Annotated in this window: 14 protein-coding genes and 1 other annotated feature; of the genes, 4 read left to right on the top strand and 10 right to left on the bottom strand. The window is 49.7% G+C overall.

The annotated features are described in order from the left end of the window. Positions 1-52 precede the first annotated feature (52 nt). The 3 genes from CZ379_RS13435 to CZ379_RS13425 form a co-directional block, all read right to left on the bottom strand. Positions 53-2,710: a ComEC/Rec2 family competence protein gene (locus CZ379_RS13435; protein WP_110932084.1), complete on the bottom strand. Its 2,658-nt coding sequence runs from the start codon at positions 2,708-2,710 to the stop codon at positions 53-55. A 110-nt stretch (positions 2,711-2,820) separates the two neighbouring features. Continuing rightward, entirely contained in the window at positions 2,821-3,339 is a 519-nt protein-coding gene (locus CZ379_RS13430) for a deoxycytidylate deaminase (protein WP_110932083.1), read from the bottom strand. A gap of 14 nt (positions 3,340-3,353) precedes the next feature. After that, positions 3,354-3,962, bottom strand: coding sequence for a ComEA family DNA-binding protein (locus CZ379_RS13425; protein ID WP_234404907.1), 609 nt, complete (start codon positions 3,960-3,962; stop codon positions 3,354-3,356). Positions 3,963-4,072: 110 nt separating this feature from the next. On the opposite strand from CZ379_RS13425, the gene comER reads away from it, so the two are divergent. Then, complete coding sequence (gene comER, locus CZ379_RS13420; RefSeq protein ID WP_110932081.1) at positions 4,073-4,939, top strand: late competence protein ComER; 867 nt, start codon at positions 4,073-4,075, stop codon at positions 4,937-4,939. A gap of 8 nt (positions 4,940-4,947) precedes the next feature. Here comER and leuS read toward each other — a convergent pair whose 3' ends face one another. Beyond that, positions 4,948-7,389: a leucine--tRNA ligase gene (gene leuS / locus CZ379_RS13415; RefSeq protein ID WP_110932080.1), complete on the bottom strand. Its 2,442-nt coding sequence runs from the start codon at positions 7,387-7,389 to the stop codon at positions 4,948-4,950. Positions 7,390-7,442: 53 nt separating this feature from the next. Beyond that, positions 7,443-7,698: a binding site (T-box leader), on the bottom strand. A gap of 77 nt (positions 7,699-7,775) precedes the next feature. Continuing rightward, complete coding sequence (locus CZ379_RS13410; RefSeq protein ID WP_110932079.1) at positions 7,776-9,431, bottom strand: hypothetical protein; 1,656 nt, start codon at positions 9,429-9,431, stop codon at positions 7,776-7,778. 249 nt (positions 9,432-9,680) lie between these two features. Here CZ379_RS13410 and kduI point away from each other — a divergent pair, with 249 nt between their 5' ends. The 3 genes from kduI to kduD are packed head-to-tail and all read left to right on the top strand — an operon-like array spanning position 9,681 to position 12,095. Further along, positions 9,681-10,514: a 5-dehydro-4-deoxy-D-glucuronate isomerase gene (kduI, locus tag CZ379_RS13405; RefSeq protein WP_110932078.1), complete on the top strand. Its 834-nt coding sequence runs from the start codon at positions 9,681-9,683 to the stop codon at positions 10,512-10,514. A 33-nt stretch (positions 10,515-10,547) separates the two neighbouring features. Continuing rightward, entirely contained in the window at positions 10,548-11,318 is a 771-nt protein-coding gene (locus CZ379_RS13400; protein ID WP_110932077.1) for a DeoR/GlpR family DNA-binding transcription regulator, read from the top strand. Between the two features lie 24 nt (positions 11,319-11,342). Then, positions 11,343-12,095, top strand: a complete 753-nt coding sequence (kduD, locus tag CZ379_RS13395) for a 2-dehydro-3-deoxy-D-gluconate 5-dehydrogenase KduD (RefSeq protein WP_110932076.1) — start codon at positions 11,343-11,345, stop codon at positions 12,093-12,095. 102 nt (positions 12,096-12,197) lie between these two features. Here the strand turns inward: kduD and CZ379_RS13390 are convergent, their stop codons facing one another. The 5 genes from CZ379_RS13390 to CZ379_RS13370 all read right to left on the bottom strand — a co-directional run bounded on the left by CZ379_RS13390 (position 12,198) and on the right by CZ379_RS13370 (position 18,882). Further along, the gene (locus CZ379_RS13390) at positions 12,198-13,652 is read right to left on the bottom strand and encodes a glycosyl hydrolase family 28 protein (RefSeq protein WP_110932075.1); all 1,455 of its coding nucleotides are present in this window, start codon (positions 13,650-13,652) and stop codon (positions 12,198-12,200) included. Positions 13,653-13,748: 96 nt separating this feature from the next. Then, the gene (locus CZ379_RS13385; protein WP_199925603.1) at positions 13,749-14,585 is read right to left on the bottom strand and encodes a carbohydrate ABC transporter permease; all 837 of its coding nucleotides are present in this window, start codon (positions 14,583-14,585) and stop codon (positions 13,749-13,751) included. 1 nt (position 14,586) lies between these two features. Further along, positions 14,587-15,513, bottom strand: coding sequence for a carbohydrate ABC transporter permease (locus tag CZ379_RS13380; RefSeq protein ID WP_110932074.1), 927 nt, complete (start codon positions 15,511-15,513; stop codon positions 14,587-14,589). Positions 15,514-15,589: 76 nt separating this feature from the next. Further along, positions 15,590-16,921, bottom strand: coding sequence for an ABC transporter substrate-binding protein (locus tag CZ379_RS13375; RefSeq protein WP_110932073.1), 1,332 nt, complete (start codon positions 16,919-16,921; stop codon positions 15,590-15,592). Between the two features lie 200 nt (positions 16,922-17,121). Then, positions 17,122-18,882 carry a cache domain-containing sensor histidine kinase gene (locus CZ379_RS13370; RefSeq protein WP_110932072.1) on the bottom strand — a complete coding sequence of 587 codons (1,761 nt, stop codon included), beginning with the start codon at positions 18,880-18,882 and terminating at the stop codon, positions 17,122-17,124. Positions 18,883-18,885 lie beyond the last annotated feature (3 nt).

The following is an 18,885-nucleotide window of genomic DNA, read 5'->3' as shown; positions in this document are numbered from 1 at the left end:
ATATAAAGGCCGGAATCTCACCTAAGAATACCAGAAAAAACGAAGCCCGTCATCACGAGGAAGGCAGCTTGGTACGAACGCGAATGCGGCCGTTATTAACTTCCATTTGCACCTCCCCTTGTTGATCCGTTCGATAGATCGGACTGGTCAAGGAGTTCAGCCTTTCTACTACGATTGGATGAGGATGGCCGTAACTGTTGGAGGCTCCAGCTGAAATAACGGCAGCAGCTGGCTGCCAATATTCCAGCCATTCCGGAGAGGTCGAGGTTTTACTGCCGTGATGGGCAATTTTCATGACATCGATCTTAGGCTGGAACTCGCGATTAAGCCCCTCCAATATACGATGCTCGGCAGCTTCATCCATGTCTCCGGTAAATAAAAACGCCGCTCCTGCCATTTGTAAAGCAAATACGATGGATTCATGGTTCTGCTCTTTGCTATAAGGGATACCCTCATTTCTGGTAACATCCGCTTCAGGCGATAGCACTTGTATCCTAGTCGATGCATCTACCTTCAAACTCATCCCTTGCTTGGCCGCATAAATCGGAATTTGCTTATGAAGCGCCGTAGACATCAGCTTCTTGATCGTTGCCGAATCACTTAGCGTTCCATTGATGAGCAGCGCATCTACGGGAAACTGCTCCAGTACCGCTTGCAGTCCCCCGGCATGATCCTGATCGGTATGTGTAAGAATGACCGCATCCAAGCGGTTGATTCCGCGCTTTTTTAATAAAGGGACAACTGTCTTCGCTCCTACCTCGAAGGGCTCGCGCCGATTCCGCCATGCCTCCTCCGGTTTACGAAACGATACAGTGCCTCCCCCATCGATAAGCAGGTTCCTTCCATTAGGAGTAGTGATAAGAGCACAATCTCCTTGCCCAACATCAATAAACTGCACATGTCCCCTGCCCTTCGTATTTAAAGGCTGATATCCTATATATAATTGGACAAGCAGCAGGCCGGCAAGCGCTGTCTGTATAAGCTGTCGAGGTTGAGGGCGGATATTGACAGATCTCCGCCACTGCCTGCGGCAACTGTCCTTCGGCCCTCTGCTCTGCGTCAATGGCCCGAGCGGCTGTGTATCATCGTTTTCCGCCAGATCCGCCTCCCGCACGATCCGGTCGCGATGTCTCCAGTATAATAGCAAATAAAAAGCAGCATAAAATACAGCAATCCACAGTAACGAGGGAGATTTCCAATAAGTCATAAATCCGCTGCGGGCATTCAACCATTCTGTCACAATGAAAGTAGCTGTATTTAAAATCCTCACAGGATAGGCCAGCCACTCGCCGAGGGGAAGCCAAAGTGCGCTTAGCAGGAGCGCCGCCGTACCGCCGGGCAATGCAATCATCCCGATGAGGGGAACGAGCAGCATATTGGCGGCTAAAGATAACAGTGAGAATTGATTGAAATAATAGATCGTAAGTGGAAAAGAAACGATTTGAGCAGCGACGGTAATCGCAACGGCACCGCCCAATTTGGCAGGCAGCCACTTTAGATACGGCATCAGCAAAGGAACAAACAGAATCAAGCCCGCCGTCACGATAAAAGAAAGCTGGAAGCTGACATTAAGCATAAAATATGGCTCCCATAACAGCATCAATAAAGCGGCCGCCGACAGGACGTTTAAACCGTCCTTCAACAGACCCCGGCGCATTAAATATATGCCGATCATCGTCATTAATCCTGAGCGAATAACAGAAGGTGAAAATCCCGTAATGAGCACATAAACAGGAATGAAGCTGAATATGATGCGATACGAGTTTTCCCGACTTACTCGGCATAAGCGCAGCAATCCAAAAATTAAACTTACGTTAATTGCAACATGACTGCCGGAAATGGCCAAAATATGCGTCATCCCGAGCTGAGAGAACTGCATGTATTTATCCGGCTCCAGCTCACTCACAAAACCGATCAACAAGCCTTTCATATATCCCGCTTGCCAGCCTGGAAACATGTGCTCAATACGATTTCCCAGCAGCATTCGGGCAGCATCGACTTTTCCGATCAACACTGCCGGGCTAATTTTTCTGTCATCCTCGACCTGAACGGATGACGTGCCCGGTACCTTCAAAATCCAATGGATGCGTTGACTTCGCAAATAGCGCCGGTAATCAAATCCGCCAAAATTTCGGGCGACATTTGGCCTTTCCAAGCTGCCGGCCAGTTCCACCTGCTGTCCCCGCTGCCACTTCTTCGCTACTTCAATTTCCTCCAGTGAAGCCAGTCGTACCTGAACCATTAATTTCTCTCCATGAACCATTTCAGAATGATTCTCATCTGTCTCATATGGAGCGGAGGCATGGACGCTGGATTCCGGAGCCGGAAATGCGGCGGAGCTTAAGCGGATCGTAAAATCCGCACGGTCACCATCAACCTCCACGGCGGACCATAGCACGCCCTTGGCATGAACCTGCGTTTGCCCGGAGGTGAAGCTCATCGATGAGCTAGAGCTCCCCCCTACAATCAAGCCGGAGAGCACGCTCTCATTCCTTCCATCATGATATGACCAGTACACGGCTCCGAGAGAGAACATCAACCAAAAAATGAGCAGCTTCCTCCATGGGCATCGGCAAATCACCCCCAGCAAGGGAACGAACATGGATATCCCGATCCAGCTCAGCCAGAAAGCTGAGCCATCGTACAAATATGACAGCCCGCTGCCGACAATCCAGCAGCAAACCGCAGCAACTAATGGCCTATGTCGCATACGCAGCTCCTTTCAGAAACGTCAACACCCTAAATGCCTCCTTGTACTGGACAACAAAAAAAGAACCCCATCTGCCGCAGCAGACGAGGTTCTTCCTTCATCTATTTGCTCTAATCTTCAACCCGGCCATCCGTTTCCTTCGGAGGCTGATATGATTCCAAGCGCCGGAAACTAATTCCCTTCTGGCCCATCATCTCTAAAACTTTGCCTGCATCCTTTGGATAAGGACGGTGGTAAATGATTTCGGTAATTCCGCTATTCGCCAGCATGTTGGCGCACGTCCAGCATGGCTGATCGGTCACATAGACACTGGAGCCCTCCCGGTCGATCCGGTCGGTAAACAGCAGTAGATTTTGCTCCGCATGAATGGTTCGTACGCAGCGCTGTTTTTTGACCATTGTTTCCTGACCGTCCACTGTCGCTACTTCATACTCCTCAGCGATCATGCAGCCTGCTTCCGAACAGTCAGGCACTCCCGACGGGGCGCCATTATATGCCGTTCCGAGCAGCTTCTTCCCTTGTACAAGCACAGCCCCCACATGCCGCCGGTTACAACGTGATCTCGTGGATACCATGTAGGCGATATCCATGAAATACGTATCCCAATCTTTGCGTGTATCTGGACTCATCCTTAGTTCTCCTCTTATAGTCTGATATAAGGCTTCATTTTCTGGAACACTTTATCCCCGATGCCCTTCACCTTCTTCAAGTCACTCAAGGAATTAAAAGATCCGTGTTGATTCCGGTAATCTATGATCGCCTGCGCCTTCCTCTCGCCGATGCCCGGAATGGTTTGAAGCTGCATGCTGTTCGCCGTGTTGACACTCACTAGGCCAGCCTCCTCCGATGGCTCGGCGGATGTCTGTGACGGTATCGCATCTGTCATTCCGCCCACAGCTCCGGCTGACGCACCTTTGGCTGGATCAGCCTGATCCCCCTCGTCTTCCCCAGCACGTGTGCCTGCCTCGGCGCCGGCATTGGAGACAGCAGATTCTGCCTCTAGCTGAGCCGGGCGATTACCGGCGCCAGAGCCATTCAGGCCAGCCGACTCCGCCGCAATCGGTTCAATTGCAGCGGCAGTAGCTGCTTCCGTGATCCCATTGCCGCCAAGCGCGGCAGCGACCCCGGGGTTGACCGGCATCCATCCCTCAATGCCGGCAGGACGGCTTCCGCCGACCGCCAGCAGCATCAATCCAGCCCCTATGACAGCTGAGATGACCGCAGTCATCACGTATTCCCGTTTCAATTCCATCGCTCCAATCTCAAAAGAATCTGTCCAAAAAGTCATGAAGATCCAATCAAGATGCATACATATTTAAACGACGAATATTTTTGTGCTTAGGCACGAAAGGGGGAATCAGGATGAAAGTCGCATTCATCGGAACGGGGTCCATGGGAAGCCTGCTTATCGAAGCATTTCTGCGTTCCGGTGCACTGTATCCGCATAACTTGTACCTGAGCAACCGCAGCAAGGATAAAATCGAGCTGCTGGCATTGCGGTATCCCGGCATTCACGTCTCAGCAAACAATGCCGATGCTGCTCAAGGGAGCGATATCGTATTTATTTGCGTCAAGCCACATCACTTCCCGGAGGTCATCGCGGAAATTCGCAGCGTACTCCTTGAGTCGCAACTGGTCATATCCATTACAAGCCCTGTGCTTATCTCAATGCTGGAAAATCAAGTCCCATCCAAAATCGCCAAGATCATTCCTAGCGTTACCCATACCGTACATAGCGGAGCCTCGCTCTGCATTTATGGGGAGCGAGTCCAGCCTGAAGACCGGCTATTGTTGGAACAGCTCATGTCCTCGATCAGCAGACCGATTCCAATGAAGGAGTCAGAGACGAGAATCGCCTCTGACATTTCGAGCTGCGGACCCGCCTTCATCTCCTTCATCGTCCAGCAATGGGCCAGAGCAGCAGCACAGATGACCGGCATCAGCATGCCGGAGGCTCTAATTCTTAGCGCTGAAATGCTGCTTGGTACAGGCAGGCTCCTAACGGAGGGCGGCCTGACTCCTGAACAATTGCAGCGCCGAGTAGCCGTTCCCGGCGGAGTGACCGCCGAAGGGCTGGCTATTCTTGAAGAGCGGCTCCAGGGCGTGTTTCCAAGCCTAATCGAAGCTACGCAGCGCAAGCACGAGGCTGACTTGGAGAGGCTGACCGTCCTGTTCGAATCGGCCGCCCCTGAGGCAACCGGCACCACAGAGCAAAATACCGAGTTTTGATCGAAAATTTAACCTACGACAATGTTTACGAGTTTCCCTGGAACGGCAATTACTTTACGAACCGTTTTGCCTTCGATCGCCTGCTGCACATTTGGCAGTGCCATGCTGTGCTCCTGCAGCGCCGCCTGGTCAAGATCCTTGGCAACTTTGGTTCGATCCACAATTTTGCCGTTCACCTGCACGACGATTTCCACTTCAGCTTCAACGATCCAAGCCTCGTCATAAGTTGGCCATGGCTCGTAGGTAACGCTCTCGTTATGACCTAGACGCTCCCACAGCTCTTCCGCTAAATGCGGCGCCAGCGGGGACAGCAGCTGCACGAAATTGGCTGCAGCCGCTTTCGGTAAACAATCGGTTTTATAAGCATCATTCACGAAGATCATCAGCTGGCTGATCGCTGTATTAAAGCGCAATGCCTCGAAATCTTCCGTCACTTTTTTGATCGTCTTATGCCAGGTGCGTTTGAATTCATCCGAGCCTGCGCCATCGTTGATTTTGGCATTCAAGCTTCCGTCCTCGGCGATGAACAAGCGCCAAATGCGGGACAAGAATCGATGCGTGCCTTCTACTCCGCTTGTATTCCATGGTTTGGTTGCTTCGAGCGGACCCATAAACATTTCATATACGCGCAGCGTATCCGCACCATACTCGTTCACGATGACGTCGGGATTAATGACGTTACCACGGGACTTGCTCATTTTCTCGTTATTCGTTCCCAGAATCATCCCCTGGTTGACAAGCTTCTGGAACGGTTCTTTCGTAGACACAACGCCTAAATCGTACAACACCTTATGCCAGAAGCGAGCGTACAGCAAGTGAAGCACCGCATGCTCAGCTCCGCCGATGTACAGATCGACCGGCATCCACTCCTGCTCCTTTTCTTTTGAGCAGAGCTCCTTATCATTATGAGGATCGATGTACCGCAAGTAGTACCAGCAGCTCCCCGCCCATTGCGGCATCGTATTCGTCTCGCGTCGAGCCGGGAGGCCCGTCTCGGGATCCGTCGTATTCACCCATTCCGTCACGTTAGCCAGCGGTGATTCTCCCGTGCCGGAAGGCTCGATATGATCGACCTCCGGCAGAAGCACCGGCAGCTGATCTTCCGGTACCGGCTTCATCGTTCCGTCCTCCAAATGCAGGATCGGGATCGGCTCTCCCCAATACCGCTGACGGCTGAACAGCCAATCGCGCAGGCGGTAGCTTACTTTCCCGCTGCCCTTACCGTTCTCTTCAAGCCAAGCAATCATCTTCTTAATCGCTTCTTCGTTGCGGAGGCCATTCAGGAAATCAGAGTTGACGTGCGCGCCATCTCCTGTATATGCTCCTTCTGCAAGATTGCCGCCTTCTACGACCTCGATGATCGATAGGCCGAACTGCTTCGCGAACTCATAATCTCGCTCATCGTGTCCCGGAACGGCCATAATTGCGCCTGTTCCATACCCTGCAAGCACATAATCCGCGATCCAAATCGGCAGCTTTTCTCCATTAACCGGGTTGATCGCATACGCTCCCGTAAAGACGCCGGTTTTCTCTTTTGCCAAGTCCGTACGCTCCAGGTCGCTCTTGCGAGCCGCTTGCTCCCGATATTGGTCTATCGCGGCACGCTGGCCTTCCGTCGTAATTTTCTCCACCAATTCATGTTCTGGCGCGAGTACGGCGTAGCTGGCACCGAACAATGTATCCGGACGAGTCGTGAACACTGTCAGCGTCTCATCGCTTCCTTCGATTGGGAATCCGACCTCCGCTCCCTCGGACTTGCCGATCCAGTTGCGCTGCATATCCTTGATGCTCTCTGACCAATCCAGCTCCTCCAAGTCTTCCAGCAGGCGCTCGGCATATTCCGTAATCTTCAATACCCACTGCCGCATCGGCTTGCGGATGACCGGGTGATCCCCGCGTTCACTTTTGCCATCGATCACCTCTTCATTGGCAAGAACCGTTCCTAGAGCCGGACACCAGTTTACAGGCACCTCGGCAACATAAGCCAGCCCCTTCTTATAGAGCTGAATAAAAATCCATTGTGTCCATTTATAATATTCCGGATCCGTTGTGCTGATTTCCCGATCCCAATCGTACGAAAAGCCAAGCGATTTAATCTGACGCCGGAAGTTGTTAATATTCTTGACTGTAATATCGCGAGGATGCTCACCCGTATCAAGGGCATGCTGCTCAGCCGGTAGACCGAATGCATCCCAGCCCATCGGATGAAGCACGTTGTAGCCGCGCATCCGCTTGTACCGCGAAACGATATCCGTCGCTGTATAGCCTTCGGGATGGCCTACATGAAGACCCGCGCCGGACGGATACGGAAACATATCGAGCGCATAGAATTTCGGTTTGCCCGGTTCTTCCCGGGTTTTAAAGGTTTGATGTTCATCCCAGTATGCCTGCCATTTCGGCTCAATCACCTGAGCGCGGTATACATCGTGAGATTGGTTGTTATTACTCATGCTCTTAAACTCCCTTCAATATAAAAAAACCTCTCGATCCATAGCGTATCATCGCTAGGGACGAGAGGAGTATTCCCGTGGTACCACCCTAGTTAGCGGCCGGCATGCTTTGCCTTCCGCTCCCTTTACACCCTTAACGCAGGCAAGACGATGATGTTCGCGAGACGAGTGCAACAGCTTGAGCGCCGTGCAGCCCCATTGCATCATAACTCCGAGGCGAGTTCATTTGCATTCTCCAACCGGCTTGCACCAAGCACCGGCTCTCTGAGTGGCAGAATCCAAACTATTATTCCTCTTCAAAGTTCTAAATATCCAAATTTGATTACCAATCATTATATAAAAATGAATCGGCCCCGTCAATGATTATTCAGCCCGCGGCATCCTGATTAAAGCACCTGGGAGCTATAATGATCGTAACAAACAGCTTGACCGCCAATCACCGTTTCTGGGGCGCTATCCTTTTTTATACGCAAACTAAGCTCTTCACCGCTTAGCATCCCCGTGTAATCGACCTGAAATTCTCTGTCCAGCATGAATCGGGGCTTCATTCGGGACATCTTGCTGGCGAATTTCCCCAGTTCAAAGATTCCGATTTCATTTGCCGCCGCAGCGCCAACGGCTTCAACTACAACCCCGCTCCTGCGTCCGCGGCACACCACAAGACTATAGCCGTCCTGCTTGCGTATTTCATATGGCCCGTTCAAGTATACAGCGAAATAAGTGTCTTCTACTTTACCATACAATGCCTCTGGCTCCTGCAGCCATTCCCCTTCGGGGATAACGCCGATCACTTCGTCGCGAACCGTTTCCGGCAGCGGATAGAGCGCCATGACCACATTCCGGTGATAAAGCACCTCCGTCCACTCGCTTTGATGGCGGGGATCACAGCCAGACTCATCGAATCCTTCTCCCGGGTGAAAAAAGTACAGCTGATTGCCCAGCCCGCTATGGCGCACTGGCAGACTGAACAGCCAGCGCAACTGCTCGTTGTCGAATTCCTTGACCCTCTCCCATAACCCGCCTGCCGCGAACTGATCGGTGATATAAGCATAAGAATGCAACACTCGCCTTTCGCCCTCGACCATTTTAATGATCGAACTGCACACCTCGGACGGCTGCTTGCGATCCAACGCAATACGCAGGGCGCTCTCCGGGGCCTCGCGGAACAGAAGACCAGCGTATTCCGTTCGCGGCATCTCTTCCGGGAGGGTGAAATTACCGAACTGCACATAATCATGCAGAACGTTGGCATCCTTTGGCGCGTCATGCGGCCAGCCGCGGGAATGGGCGCCGACCCAGGCGCCTTTTAAATATAAGCTCGCCCTTACTCCCCATAGATGATCCAGCATTTCCGCTAACTCCGCCTTAATTCCCTTATCCTCCATTAGCTCGAAGGCGCATGTGAACGCCTGCACCCAATGCCAGAACCACGGCAGCGAACCGTATTCCGCCATCCCCTCCTGCTTAATGAGCTCAAAAGTACGCTGCAGGCAATTTCTCCCGTCTTCGACTAGAGCCTGATCGTTATATCTTTGACCAAAAATCAGCTTAGCCGCGGTGAATTTTGCTTCATGATGACCGTAATGCACAAGCGGCTTGCGATAGAAATTGCTCTCATATACATTTCTTAATGCTGTTTCAAAGCTCTCCGCCAACTCGCTGCTCATATGCTCGGCGTAGTTATGATAAAAATAAACCATCAGACTCCCCATCAGTTCTACGGGCAGCTCATGGGGCGCAGCTTCCTCTGGAACCGGATGCAGGTTGAGCGGCCAATGCCCATACATCGGGCTGTCCGAGCTCGTCTCCTGCCATTGGAGCACCCGGCACAGCACTTCCTCAGCCAACCGTTTAGCCTCTAGACGGTCAAACAATGGCGCCTCTGCAGTACTAACAGCAGCTGCGAATAAGTAGGATGCGTAATAATAATTATCCCGAATATCGCCATGGAACCATAAACCGCTAGTTAACAATGGCTGGTTCCAGGCTTTCACCGCCACACTTCGTACGATTTCGTTCATTCTTTTCCGATATGAACACATGATTAATTCTCCTCTCGATGCCAAATTGATCTCTAAGCTTCATCCTAATCTAATTATTATAACATCTTGCTTTCCTTGTCGAGCACAGACTTTTAAAGTTTTTGCAGCAGATTTTTAAGATCTTGTCCTGTCCTTCTCCCTTCTAAAACAAAATAATTAAATCGCTTGCAAATTAAACATAAACAGATTAATATGAACCTATATGAACATATTAAACCTAAATGAACTATACGAGGAGGCTTTTTTACAATGGAAAGACGTTATGCATCTCACCCAAATGAAGTAAAACAATTCGACACGGATCGGCTTCGTCAGGAATTTCATATTCCAACTTTATTTACGGCCGACAAATTGGAGCTGGTTTTGACTCACGAGGATCGCTTGATCATCGGCGGTGCTTATCCCGTGAAACAAGACGTCAAGCTGGAAACAGATCTGAAGGAGCTTGGCGTATCCTTCTTCCTGGAGCGCCGAGAGATTGGAGCAATCAACGTAGGCGGCCCTGGTACCATTATCGTAGATGGCACGGAATACGATCTGAACACAAAAGACTGCTTGTATGTAGGAATGGGCTCCAAAGAGGTTATTTTCAGAAGCAAGGATGCTGACAAGCCAGCCAAATTCTATCTGAACTCGGTACCAGCCCACAAAGAGTTCCCTACAGCGAAGACTACGCTTGGCGAAGCAGATTCCAGTGCACTTGGCTCGATTCAAAATTCCAACGACCGCACGATCCATCGTTTTATCCATGCGGATGGCATTCAGAGCTCTCAGCTGGTTATGGGTATGACACAGCTTAAAACAGGCAACATGTGGAATACGATGCCAGCGCACGTTCACCCGCGCCGGATGGAAGCTTATATGTACTTTGACCTTCCTGAAGATTCGGTCGTTATCCATCTGATGGGCGAGCCGACGGAAACCCGCCATATCGTGATGAGAAACGAAGAGGCGGTCATCTCGCCTAGCTGGTCCATTCATAGCGGTGTGGGAACAAGCAATTATACGTTTATCTGGGGCATGGCTGGCGATAACAAAATCTACAGTGATATGGACGCCGTAGCCATGAAGGATTTAAGATAGAGAGATAAATATTTACGGAAGAGTTGAGATGGTATGAGTCCGATTAGACGGCATGAGAAAATCATGGAGGTTCTGCTGACGAACAAAGAGGTTACGGTGGCGGAGTTAAGCGACAAGCTGGGCGTTACCGGCAAGACGATTCGTGAAGATTTGACCCGGCTTGAGGAGCAGGGATTAATCGTCCGCGTTCACGGCGGTGCCATACTTGCGCAAAGCGATCAATTCGGGATACTCCCGTCTAGGGAGCCTCTAACGAAGCATGCGGACGAGAAGACCGACATAGCAAACAGAGCCCTGCAGCATATCGAGCCAAATGACATCATAGCACTAGACGGTGGAAGCACTACATTGGAAATCGCCCGCCGCCTCAGTAACGATCCTTTAACCGTCATTACTAATGACGTGTACATCATCAGCGAACTGGCCGCAAAGGACAACATACGTCTCGTCGTTCCCGGCGGCTATCGGGTTCGTAACATGCTGGCCGGGCCGGAAGCCACCTCATATATACAACAATTGAACATTCAGAAAGCATTTATTTCGGCGACAGGCATTCATCCCGACCATGGTCTATCAATTTATACGGGAGATCTCATTGACTTCAAGCGGGCCTTGATCGAGACGGCCCGTGAAGTCATCGCCGTTATTAACCATCATAAATTCGGACAAACCGCACTGCGGACGTTTGCTTCCCTTAGCGAGCTGACCTGCATTATTACCGATAGTGGATTACCAGCTGAAGTCGCCCAACAATACAGTAACGCTGGAGTCACGATTGAGTGCGGCACCGATCAGAATTTCTAATTTGATAAAAGGAGAGTCCAACCCATGAAATTGTTCGATTTAACAGGTAAAACGGCTCTAGTAACAGGAACTACCGGCGGATTGGGACAAGGCATCGCCATCGGCTTTGCCGAGGCAGGGGCAGACGTGGTTTGCGTCTCCGTTAGCTCTAGCGAGGAGACCGTAAAGAAAATTGAGAGCTTGGGCAGAAAGGCTTCGGCCATCGAAGTCGACTTAAGCGATCACAGCAAATTGCAGGAAACCTTCGATGAAGCGCTTAAACTTACGGGCCACATTGACATTCTCGTCAACAATGCCGGCATTATTCGCCGAACGCCAGCCAAAGATCATAGTGAGAAGGATTGGTTCGATGTCATTGACCTGAACCTGAACACGGTATTCCTGCTATCCCAAATCACAGGCCGTCATATGCTGGAAAGAGGAAGCGGCAAAATCATTAACATTTGCTCCATGCTCTCCTACCAAGGCGGAATTAACGTACCGGGCTATACAGCCAGTAAACACGGCGTAGCCGGGCTAACCAAAGCATTCGCCAACGAGTGGGCGAATAGCGGGCTGCAGATTAACGGAATTGCTCCCGGCTACATGGCGACAGATAACACGGCACAAATTCGTGCAGACGAGAACCGCTTCGCATCAATCACGGATCGGATTCCTGCCGGTCGCTGGGGAACTCCAGAAGATCTGAAAGGCCCAGCAGTGTTCTTGGCCTCTTCGGCATCCGATTACTTGAACGGCCACGTTCTCTGCGTAGACGGCGGCTGGATGGCAAGATAATAAATTATATATTACTTAGCGATAAGAAAAGCTATAACAGGATCTATTTAAAAAGAGACATAAAGACGGTTTATCCAAGTCTTTATGTCTCTTTTCTAATGATTATTCGCCCAAAAATTTAATATTGCGGGCATGCTCATTGATATGAAATTGCCCCTCCTCGGCCTGAAGTATCGTCTTCTCGTTTATTTGTAATCGAATGAACGTCACTCCATCGACAACTCTGTCTTGATCGAATCCGTAAATCCGGTTCGGCTTGACGTTATCCCCTGTATAGCAGACATTGCGAAATGTAATATTCTCAATGCCTGTGCCCGGCGCAGGGTTATAATCGGGATTATGCACCACGCGAATATCGATCAATTGTCCCAATTCAAAAGGCTCCACGCGAATATCATCATATAGAACGTTGCGGACAATATTCTTATCGCCCGCATTAATCGCCATCGCTCCCCAATAGTTCTCTTGAGGCTCGTGGTGTTCAAGAATATCCAAATTTTCGAACACGATATCTTCGATCGTATCCCCGTCCTTATTGTAATCGCCATGTGTGCCAATCATTAACGGGTGCGCGACATCAGCCCATAATACCGAATTGCGGATCTTTACGCGGCTTGTGCCTCCATTGTAGTCCCAGCGGGTTCCGTAGATGGCAATACAGTCATCCGAGGTACGAAGGAACACATCGTCAATCTCAATATCCGAACTGGCCATCATGTCGATGCCATCCGACCAGCCCCTTGTGCTGAATGATTTAAAATTACGGACTCGGATATGACTCGACTTCCCGATATAAATACTGTAGTGAGGAGGGTCTATGAGAATTAACCCCTCAACCTCGATATTGCGCGAGAACCCGATGCGGATGCCGCGGAAAGCGGAGTATCTGTGAAACTCCGATAAATACAGCACGCCTCTTCCTTTAATGGTTACATCCTGTACATGTTCGCAAACCAATGAGCCTACAACGACGGCACCGCCTGCAATATACACCGTTTTCCCCGAAGGAATCCGCAGTATCGTCTCTTCGATATAATGCAGCCCCGGGGCAAAATATAGGATGTCAGGCTCCTGTCCCGAGCTGTCTAGCGGCGTCTTAAGCAGTCTCAAAATATCCGCGGCACGGTGAATGGCCGTTTTTCCCGGCCGCTCTATTACGACTACGCCGGGATCGTCCGGCTGGGGAGCATCCTGTTCCGGTTCTCCGGCAAAAAGATGCAGGTTGCGGAACCGCTCGCCATTGATCTCCACCGATAATTTCACGGAACGATCGACCACAAAACGGATGATCCCGCCCTTGGGGTCTGCCTTTATTTGTGCAGAGAGCGGGCGGATGACCACGGAACGTATGTCGGCAAATAAGCATTCGACTTCGACTTCAACGATGCCTTCGCGGTCAAAATAAGCCATCGATGCCTGGCGAACGTGATGCATGTCCACTTTTACCTCGTATAGAAACAGTTCCTGCCAATCTCCATCCTTAGCCCGCACACGAACGCGATAATCCTTCGAGGCAACAGCTCCTTCAGGTGCTGAATATATGACGGTCTTATTCATTTGTATCCTCCAGTAATTCATAGTTATTTTACTTAAGAAATACAGCCGGAGTAGAAATACCCCGGCTGTTTGTAATCGATAATCCTATGTTTGTCTTTATCCTTTCGTTGCCCCTGCGGCAATGCCTTTGACGAAATACTTTTGCAGAAAAATAAACGCAAGGAGCACTGGCACAACCGACATCGTCGTCCCCGCAAAAATCATATCCCAGCGGGAAGAAAATTCACCGATGTAACGATAGATTTCCACAACCATCGTCTTCGGCTGGCCGGACGGAAGCACCAGCATCGGCATGAGGAAGTCATTCCATATTCCGAGTCCGTTCAGCACAACCATGCTCGCCGTAACGGGCCCAAGAAGCGGGAATACGATCATCCAGAACGTCCTTACTTTGGAGCAGCCGTCGATTTCAGCTGCTTCTTCGATTTCAAGCGGAATGCCTTTGACGAAGCTGGAGTACAGCAGGCTGCCAAAGCCGACTGCCCCGGCGATATAAATCATGACTGGGCCTGCCAAACTGCCATAGAGCCCGAGTATTTTAAGTTCCTTGAACAAAGGGATCATATAAGCCTGGAACGGAATCATCATCCCGGCCAAGAAGTAAACGAACATAAATTTTGTCCATCTCGTATTTCTGCGTTGGATCGCATAACCTGCCATAGGAATAATGAGCACCTGGAACAGGATGGAAACGACGGTCAGAATCAAGCTGTTTACGATGGCTAAGGGATAGTTCGTTTCCGTCAGCAAGTATTTGAAGCTGTCCAAGTATAACGACTTCGGAAAAGAGATCGCATCGCGCATAATTTCAGCATTACTCTTAAAGGCCGACATAATGTTAAAGAAGATCGGAAAGAAGAAAATGACGGCTATAATAAGCGTAATCAGAAATATGCTGAGATTTATGAGTGTTTTTCGTGTTTTCAGTGTCATTTTACATTTCAACCTCCCTCTTCTGGAGGACTTTCACCTGGAACACGGTAATGATCAATATGATGAAGAACAATACCAGCGCCAGTGCGGTGCCGAATCCTTGCCGCAATTCGCCGAAGCCTACTTTATAGATGAGATACGTCAATGTTTCGGTCTCAAAACCAGGACCGCCATCGGTCATAACCGCGATTTGGTCGAATATCTTCAGCGCGCTAATCATGGCTAGAACCATACATACTGTAACCGATCCGGCCAGGAGCGGGAAGGTGATATGCCGGAATTGCTGCCAGCCATTGGCTCCATCGATGCTTGCCGCTTCATTGAGTTCTTGCGGTATTCCCTGCAGCCCTGCGAGATAAATAATCATATAGTAGCCTGCGCCCTTCCATACGGTAGACAATATGACGGCCAGCATGGCATATTTGGGATCGCCCAGCCAGTCTACAGCAAATGCGCCTAATCCAAGCTTATCCAACAATTGATTGACGACACCGAAGTTGTAGTTGAGCATCATGGCCCAGACGAACCCCATGACGATGCCGCTCAGCAGGGTCGGAAAATAAAATATGCTTCTGAATATTTTGCTCAGCCAACGTACTTTGTCGACGAGCACCGCCAAGAGAATGGCGACGATATTTTCAAGAATAACGAGACTGATCGTTAATACCATTGTATTTTTTAATGCATTGTGAACCCTGGGACTGTTCCAAATTTCCACGAAATTGGCTAGTCCGATAAATCGAACATCAGAGCTGATGCCATCCCAAGAGGTGAAGCTGTAATATACACTTCCTAGCGTCGGAACAATCACGAAGAGGGTGTACAATATAAATGATGGCAGGATGAAATATAATGCGTAGGGCTGCCACTTTTTCTTTTTTTTAATGGCAGCAAACGATGCCTCTGCAGTTACTTTAGGTGTAGCCATAGTTCCTCTCCCTCCCTCGATACTCCTATGAAGAGAGGGAACCCCCGAAGAGGTTCCGCTCCTCAGCATATTTGTTTTACATAGCGTTCGCTTTCACTTGATTGTCATATTCCGTATCTGCTTGCTTCATGTAGTCCGCAACGTCTCCGTCCTTGACAACAAGCTCCTGCAGCAGCTTATAGTACCAGTTACGGAATTGCGGCGGTATTAAATTGTCGCCCCACCAATTGTTGATTGCCAAGGATTTATTTACAGTCGGATCAGCAATCAGATCGAGCGCAACCTGCATTTGCTCGCTTGTCTCATAAGTCACTTCTGCTTTAGTTGAGGGAATAGCGTTAATGCTTGCCAAATAGTTTGAGTAATTCTCCGGCTCAAAGAAGAAACGGATGAATTCCTTGATCGCTTCAACTTTGTCCGCATCACTGGATGCTTCCGTCGAAATCGACCAGCCAGCTGGAGATGGCAGCCCAATCACATTGACTTTGCCTTCACGGTCAGGAATAGCGTAGAACCCGAATTCAAAATTAGGATCCGCCTCTGCAATTTGCGTAAACATCCAGGTTCCGGAGAACAGCTGCGCCGCCTTGCCGCTAACGAGGATCGAAGCTGTCTGGTTATCTCCCGTGCTCAACCAGCCTTTGTCAACGTACTTTTGGAACAGATCTTTAAAATCCGTCATAGCTTGAACTACTTTGTCCTCGGTGAAGCTAGCCTGCTGCGCCGTACGCTTAGAGTTCCAATCCGGATCTTCAGCGTATACAGCGTCTATAAGGAACTTATTGACCCAGAAGCCCATATGGAAAATATCTTTGCCGCCTACGACAATCGGAGAAATTCCGGTCGCTTTCAGCTTTTCCTGGATTTCGATAAACTCGTCATAGGTTTTTGGCAGTTCAGTGACTCCGACATCGGCATAAGCTTTCTTGCTATAGATGATTCCTTGCGGTGCATTAACCTGCATCGGTGCGTTCCACACCTTCCCATCCACTTCAGGAGGCGCTTCGAACAATTCGAGCAAATCCGCAGGCAGCTCCACGATTTTTCCTGCATCTGCGAACACTTCCGTATCCCGCATTTCTACCAAATCCGGAAATTCGCCTACGGCATCTTTGGTCTTCAGCCAATCCAGGTAAGCAGACGACGTCGTTTCACTCAAATCTTTTATTTTGATATGAGGGTTCACTTCCATAAACTTTTTGACCGTATCGGCAATCGCTTTTTTCGTCGCCGGGTCGCCGGAAGCATACCCAATCGTAAATGCAACCTCTTTCTTAGCACTATCGGCAGCGCCATTTTCCGGCGTGTTAGCAGTATTGCCGCCTGCATTGTTGCCGCCGCAAGCGGTCAGTATCGTCGTTGCCACCAATAATAGTACGGATAGTTTCAGTAATGTTTTTCTAAACATAGTTTGAGATAACCTCCCCTTTTTTCCTCTAAACGGAAACGGGTAACTGATGTGCGCATCATCTGTAAGCGTTTCCCTTGATAACAGCATAGCATCCCCATTTTCGGATTAGAATGAACTTTTTTAAGCGCCATATGCGCAATTTTAAGATGAGAAAATAAAAGCGAACGGGAGGCTTATGCTCCCGTTCGCCAAGGGCGTTAGGCTGTGTCCTCGGTAATCGGAAAAGTGAGCAGCACAGACGTGCCGACATGCTCCCTACTGTTAATCGTCAGGCCGTATTGCTCGCCGAATACTGATTTGATCCGTTCGTGCACATTTTTCAAACCGACGTTTTTCCCCGGTGCTTCGGGATCATTTAACGCCTTGTAGATGCTGTCCAATTTACTCTGATCCATCCCGATTCCATCGTCATACACGGTGACGATAAGCGTCTGATCTCGCTTCTCCACCGTCAGCCCTACCGTTCCTTTGCCTTTCTGCTTAAGGCCATGCTGGATGGCATTCTCCACGAGAGGCTGAAGGGACAGCTTTAGGATTTGCCAGTTCAATTCCACCTCCGGCTCTATGCTGCAATGAAGCTCAAAGCGCTTGTCGTACCGAACCGAAATAATATAGAAGTAGTCCTTCAAGTGCTCCAGCTCGCTATGAAGGCTAACCTTCTCTTCCCCGTAATCGATGACGTACTTCAATTGATTGGAAAGGGACAGGATCATATCCGCCACCTCATCCTGATCCTTGTCTACCGCATTCATTCGGATGACTTCAAGCGTATTGTACAGGTAATGCGGACGAATTTGGCTCTTTAGCGCGTTCAGTTCCGTCTGCTTCTGCTTGATCTGGGCGACGTAAGCCTCATCGATATACGCCTTCAGGCGCTCGACCATTCGATTAAAGCTATAGCTGAGCCTGCCAAATTCGTCATTGCTCTGAATTTCGACCTGGGTATTCAGATTTCCGGACTCAACCTTGCTCATTTGCCTCATCATAGTAAGGATCGGAGCCGACAGCCGCCTGGAGAACCAGGTTCCCATAATAATGAGGGCTATGGAGCACAGAGCAATCGCGATAAAGATCGTCATGCGCACGGAAAACAGCTGCTCAAACAGCGATTCACGATGAATGCGGGCCGTCAAGCTGCCGTCGAGAAACGGGATGGGCTCCGACATCACCATCATCCCTTGATCCGACCCGGATACTAGCCGTCTTCCATCCGCAGAAGAAAGCTCTTTATTGCTGAAATATACATTGCCTTCCCCATCCAGCAAATATAGTTCGTCATTCTCTCCTAAATTCAGCTCTTTGAGGAACTGATCAAAAATAACTGTATCTACATCGAGGAACAAAGTGCCTACAACCTTTGGTTCGGCCGTAACGCGGCCGGAAATATCGATTAAATTACGGCCAATTGTAAATACCTTTCGATCAGAGGTCGGAAAGTAGCCATCGGAATGCGTAGGAAATATCGCCAACTTTGAAGGAGTGCCGCTCATTTGCCGGCGCCATTCTTCATATGGAAGCAGCTCCGCGGTCAGCCCCTTGTTCTCCTTCTCTTGATAATAGAGCTTTCCATCGCTCTCGCGGACAAAAAAAACACTGCTAATATAAGAATCGCTATACAGCACTGTCTTCAAAAAAGAATCGACCGGAATGCTGTTGATTTGCTCCAGTTCGTTTACATTGTAAGCTTGGTTTTGACTCGAGCTCTCGACGTACCCTTCATACCTTCCGGTATACATCAGCTTGGAAACTTCGTTGTATTGGTTAAATGCCGAATTCAGATTGTAGCTCATATACAGTACCATTTGCTGCAAATTTCCGGTCGTATACCGCTCTACATATCCGGTGAATATGTTCACCGAAAATAAGCTGAGGGCAAACAGCGGAATAAGCCCAACTAGAATAAAGGACGCTGAAAATTTAACAAATATACTAGTAAACTTGCGGCCCCATAAGCGCATACG

Source organism: Paenibacillus bouchesdurhonensis (assembly GCF_900155685.1).
GTDB classification, from domain to species: Bacteria; Bacillota; Bacilli; order Paenibacillales; family Paenibacillaceae; genus Fontibacillus; species Fontibacillus bouchesdurhonensis.
This window is presented reverse-complemented; position numbering and strand designations above follow the sequence as displayed.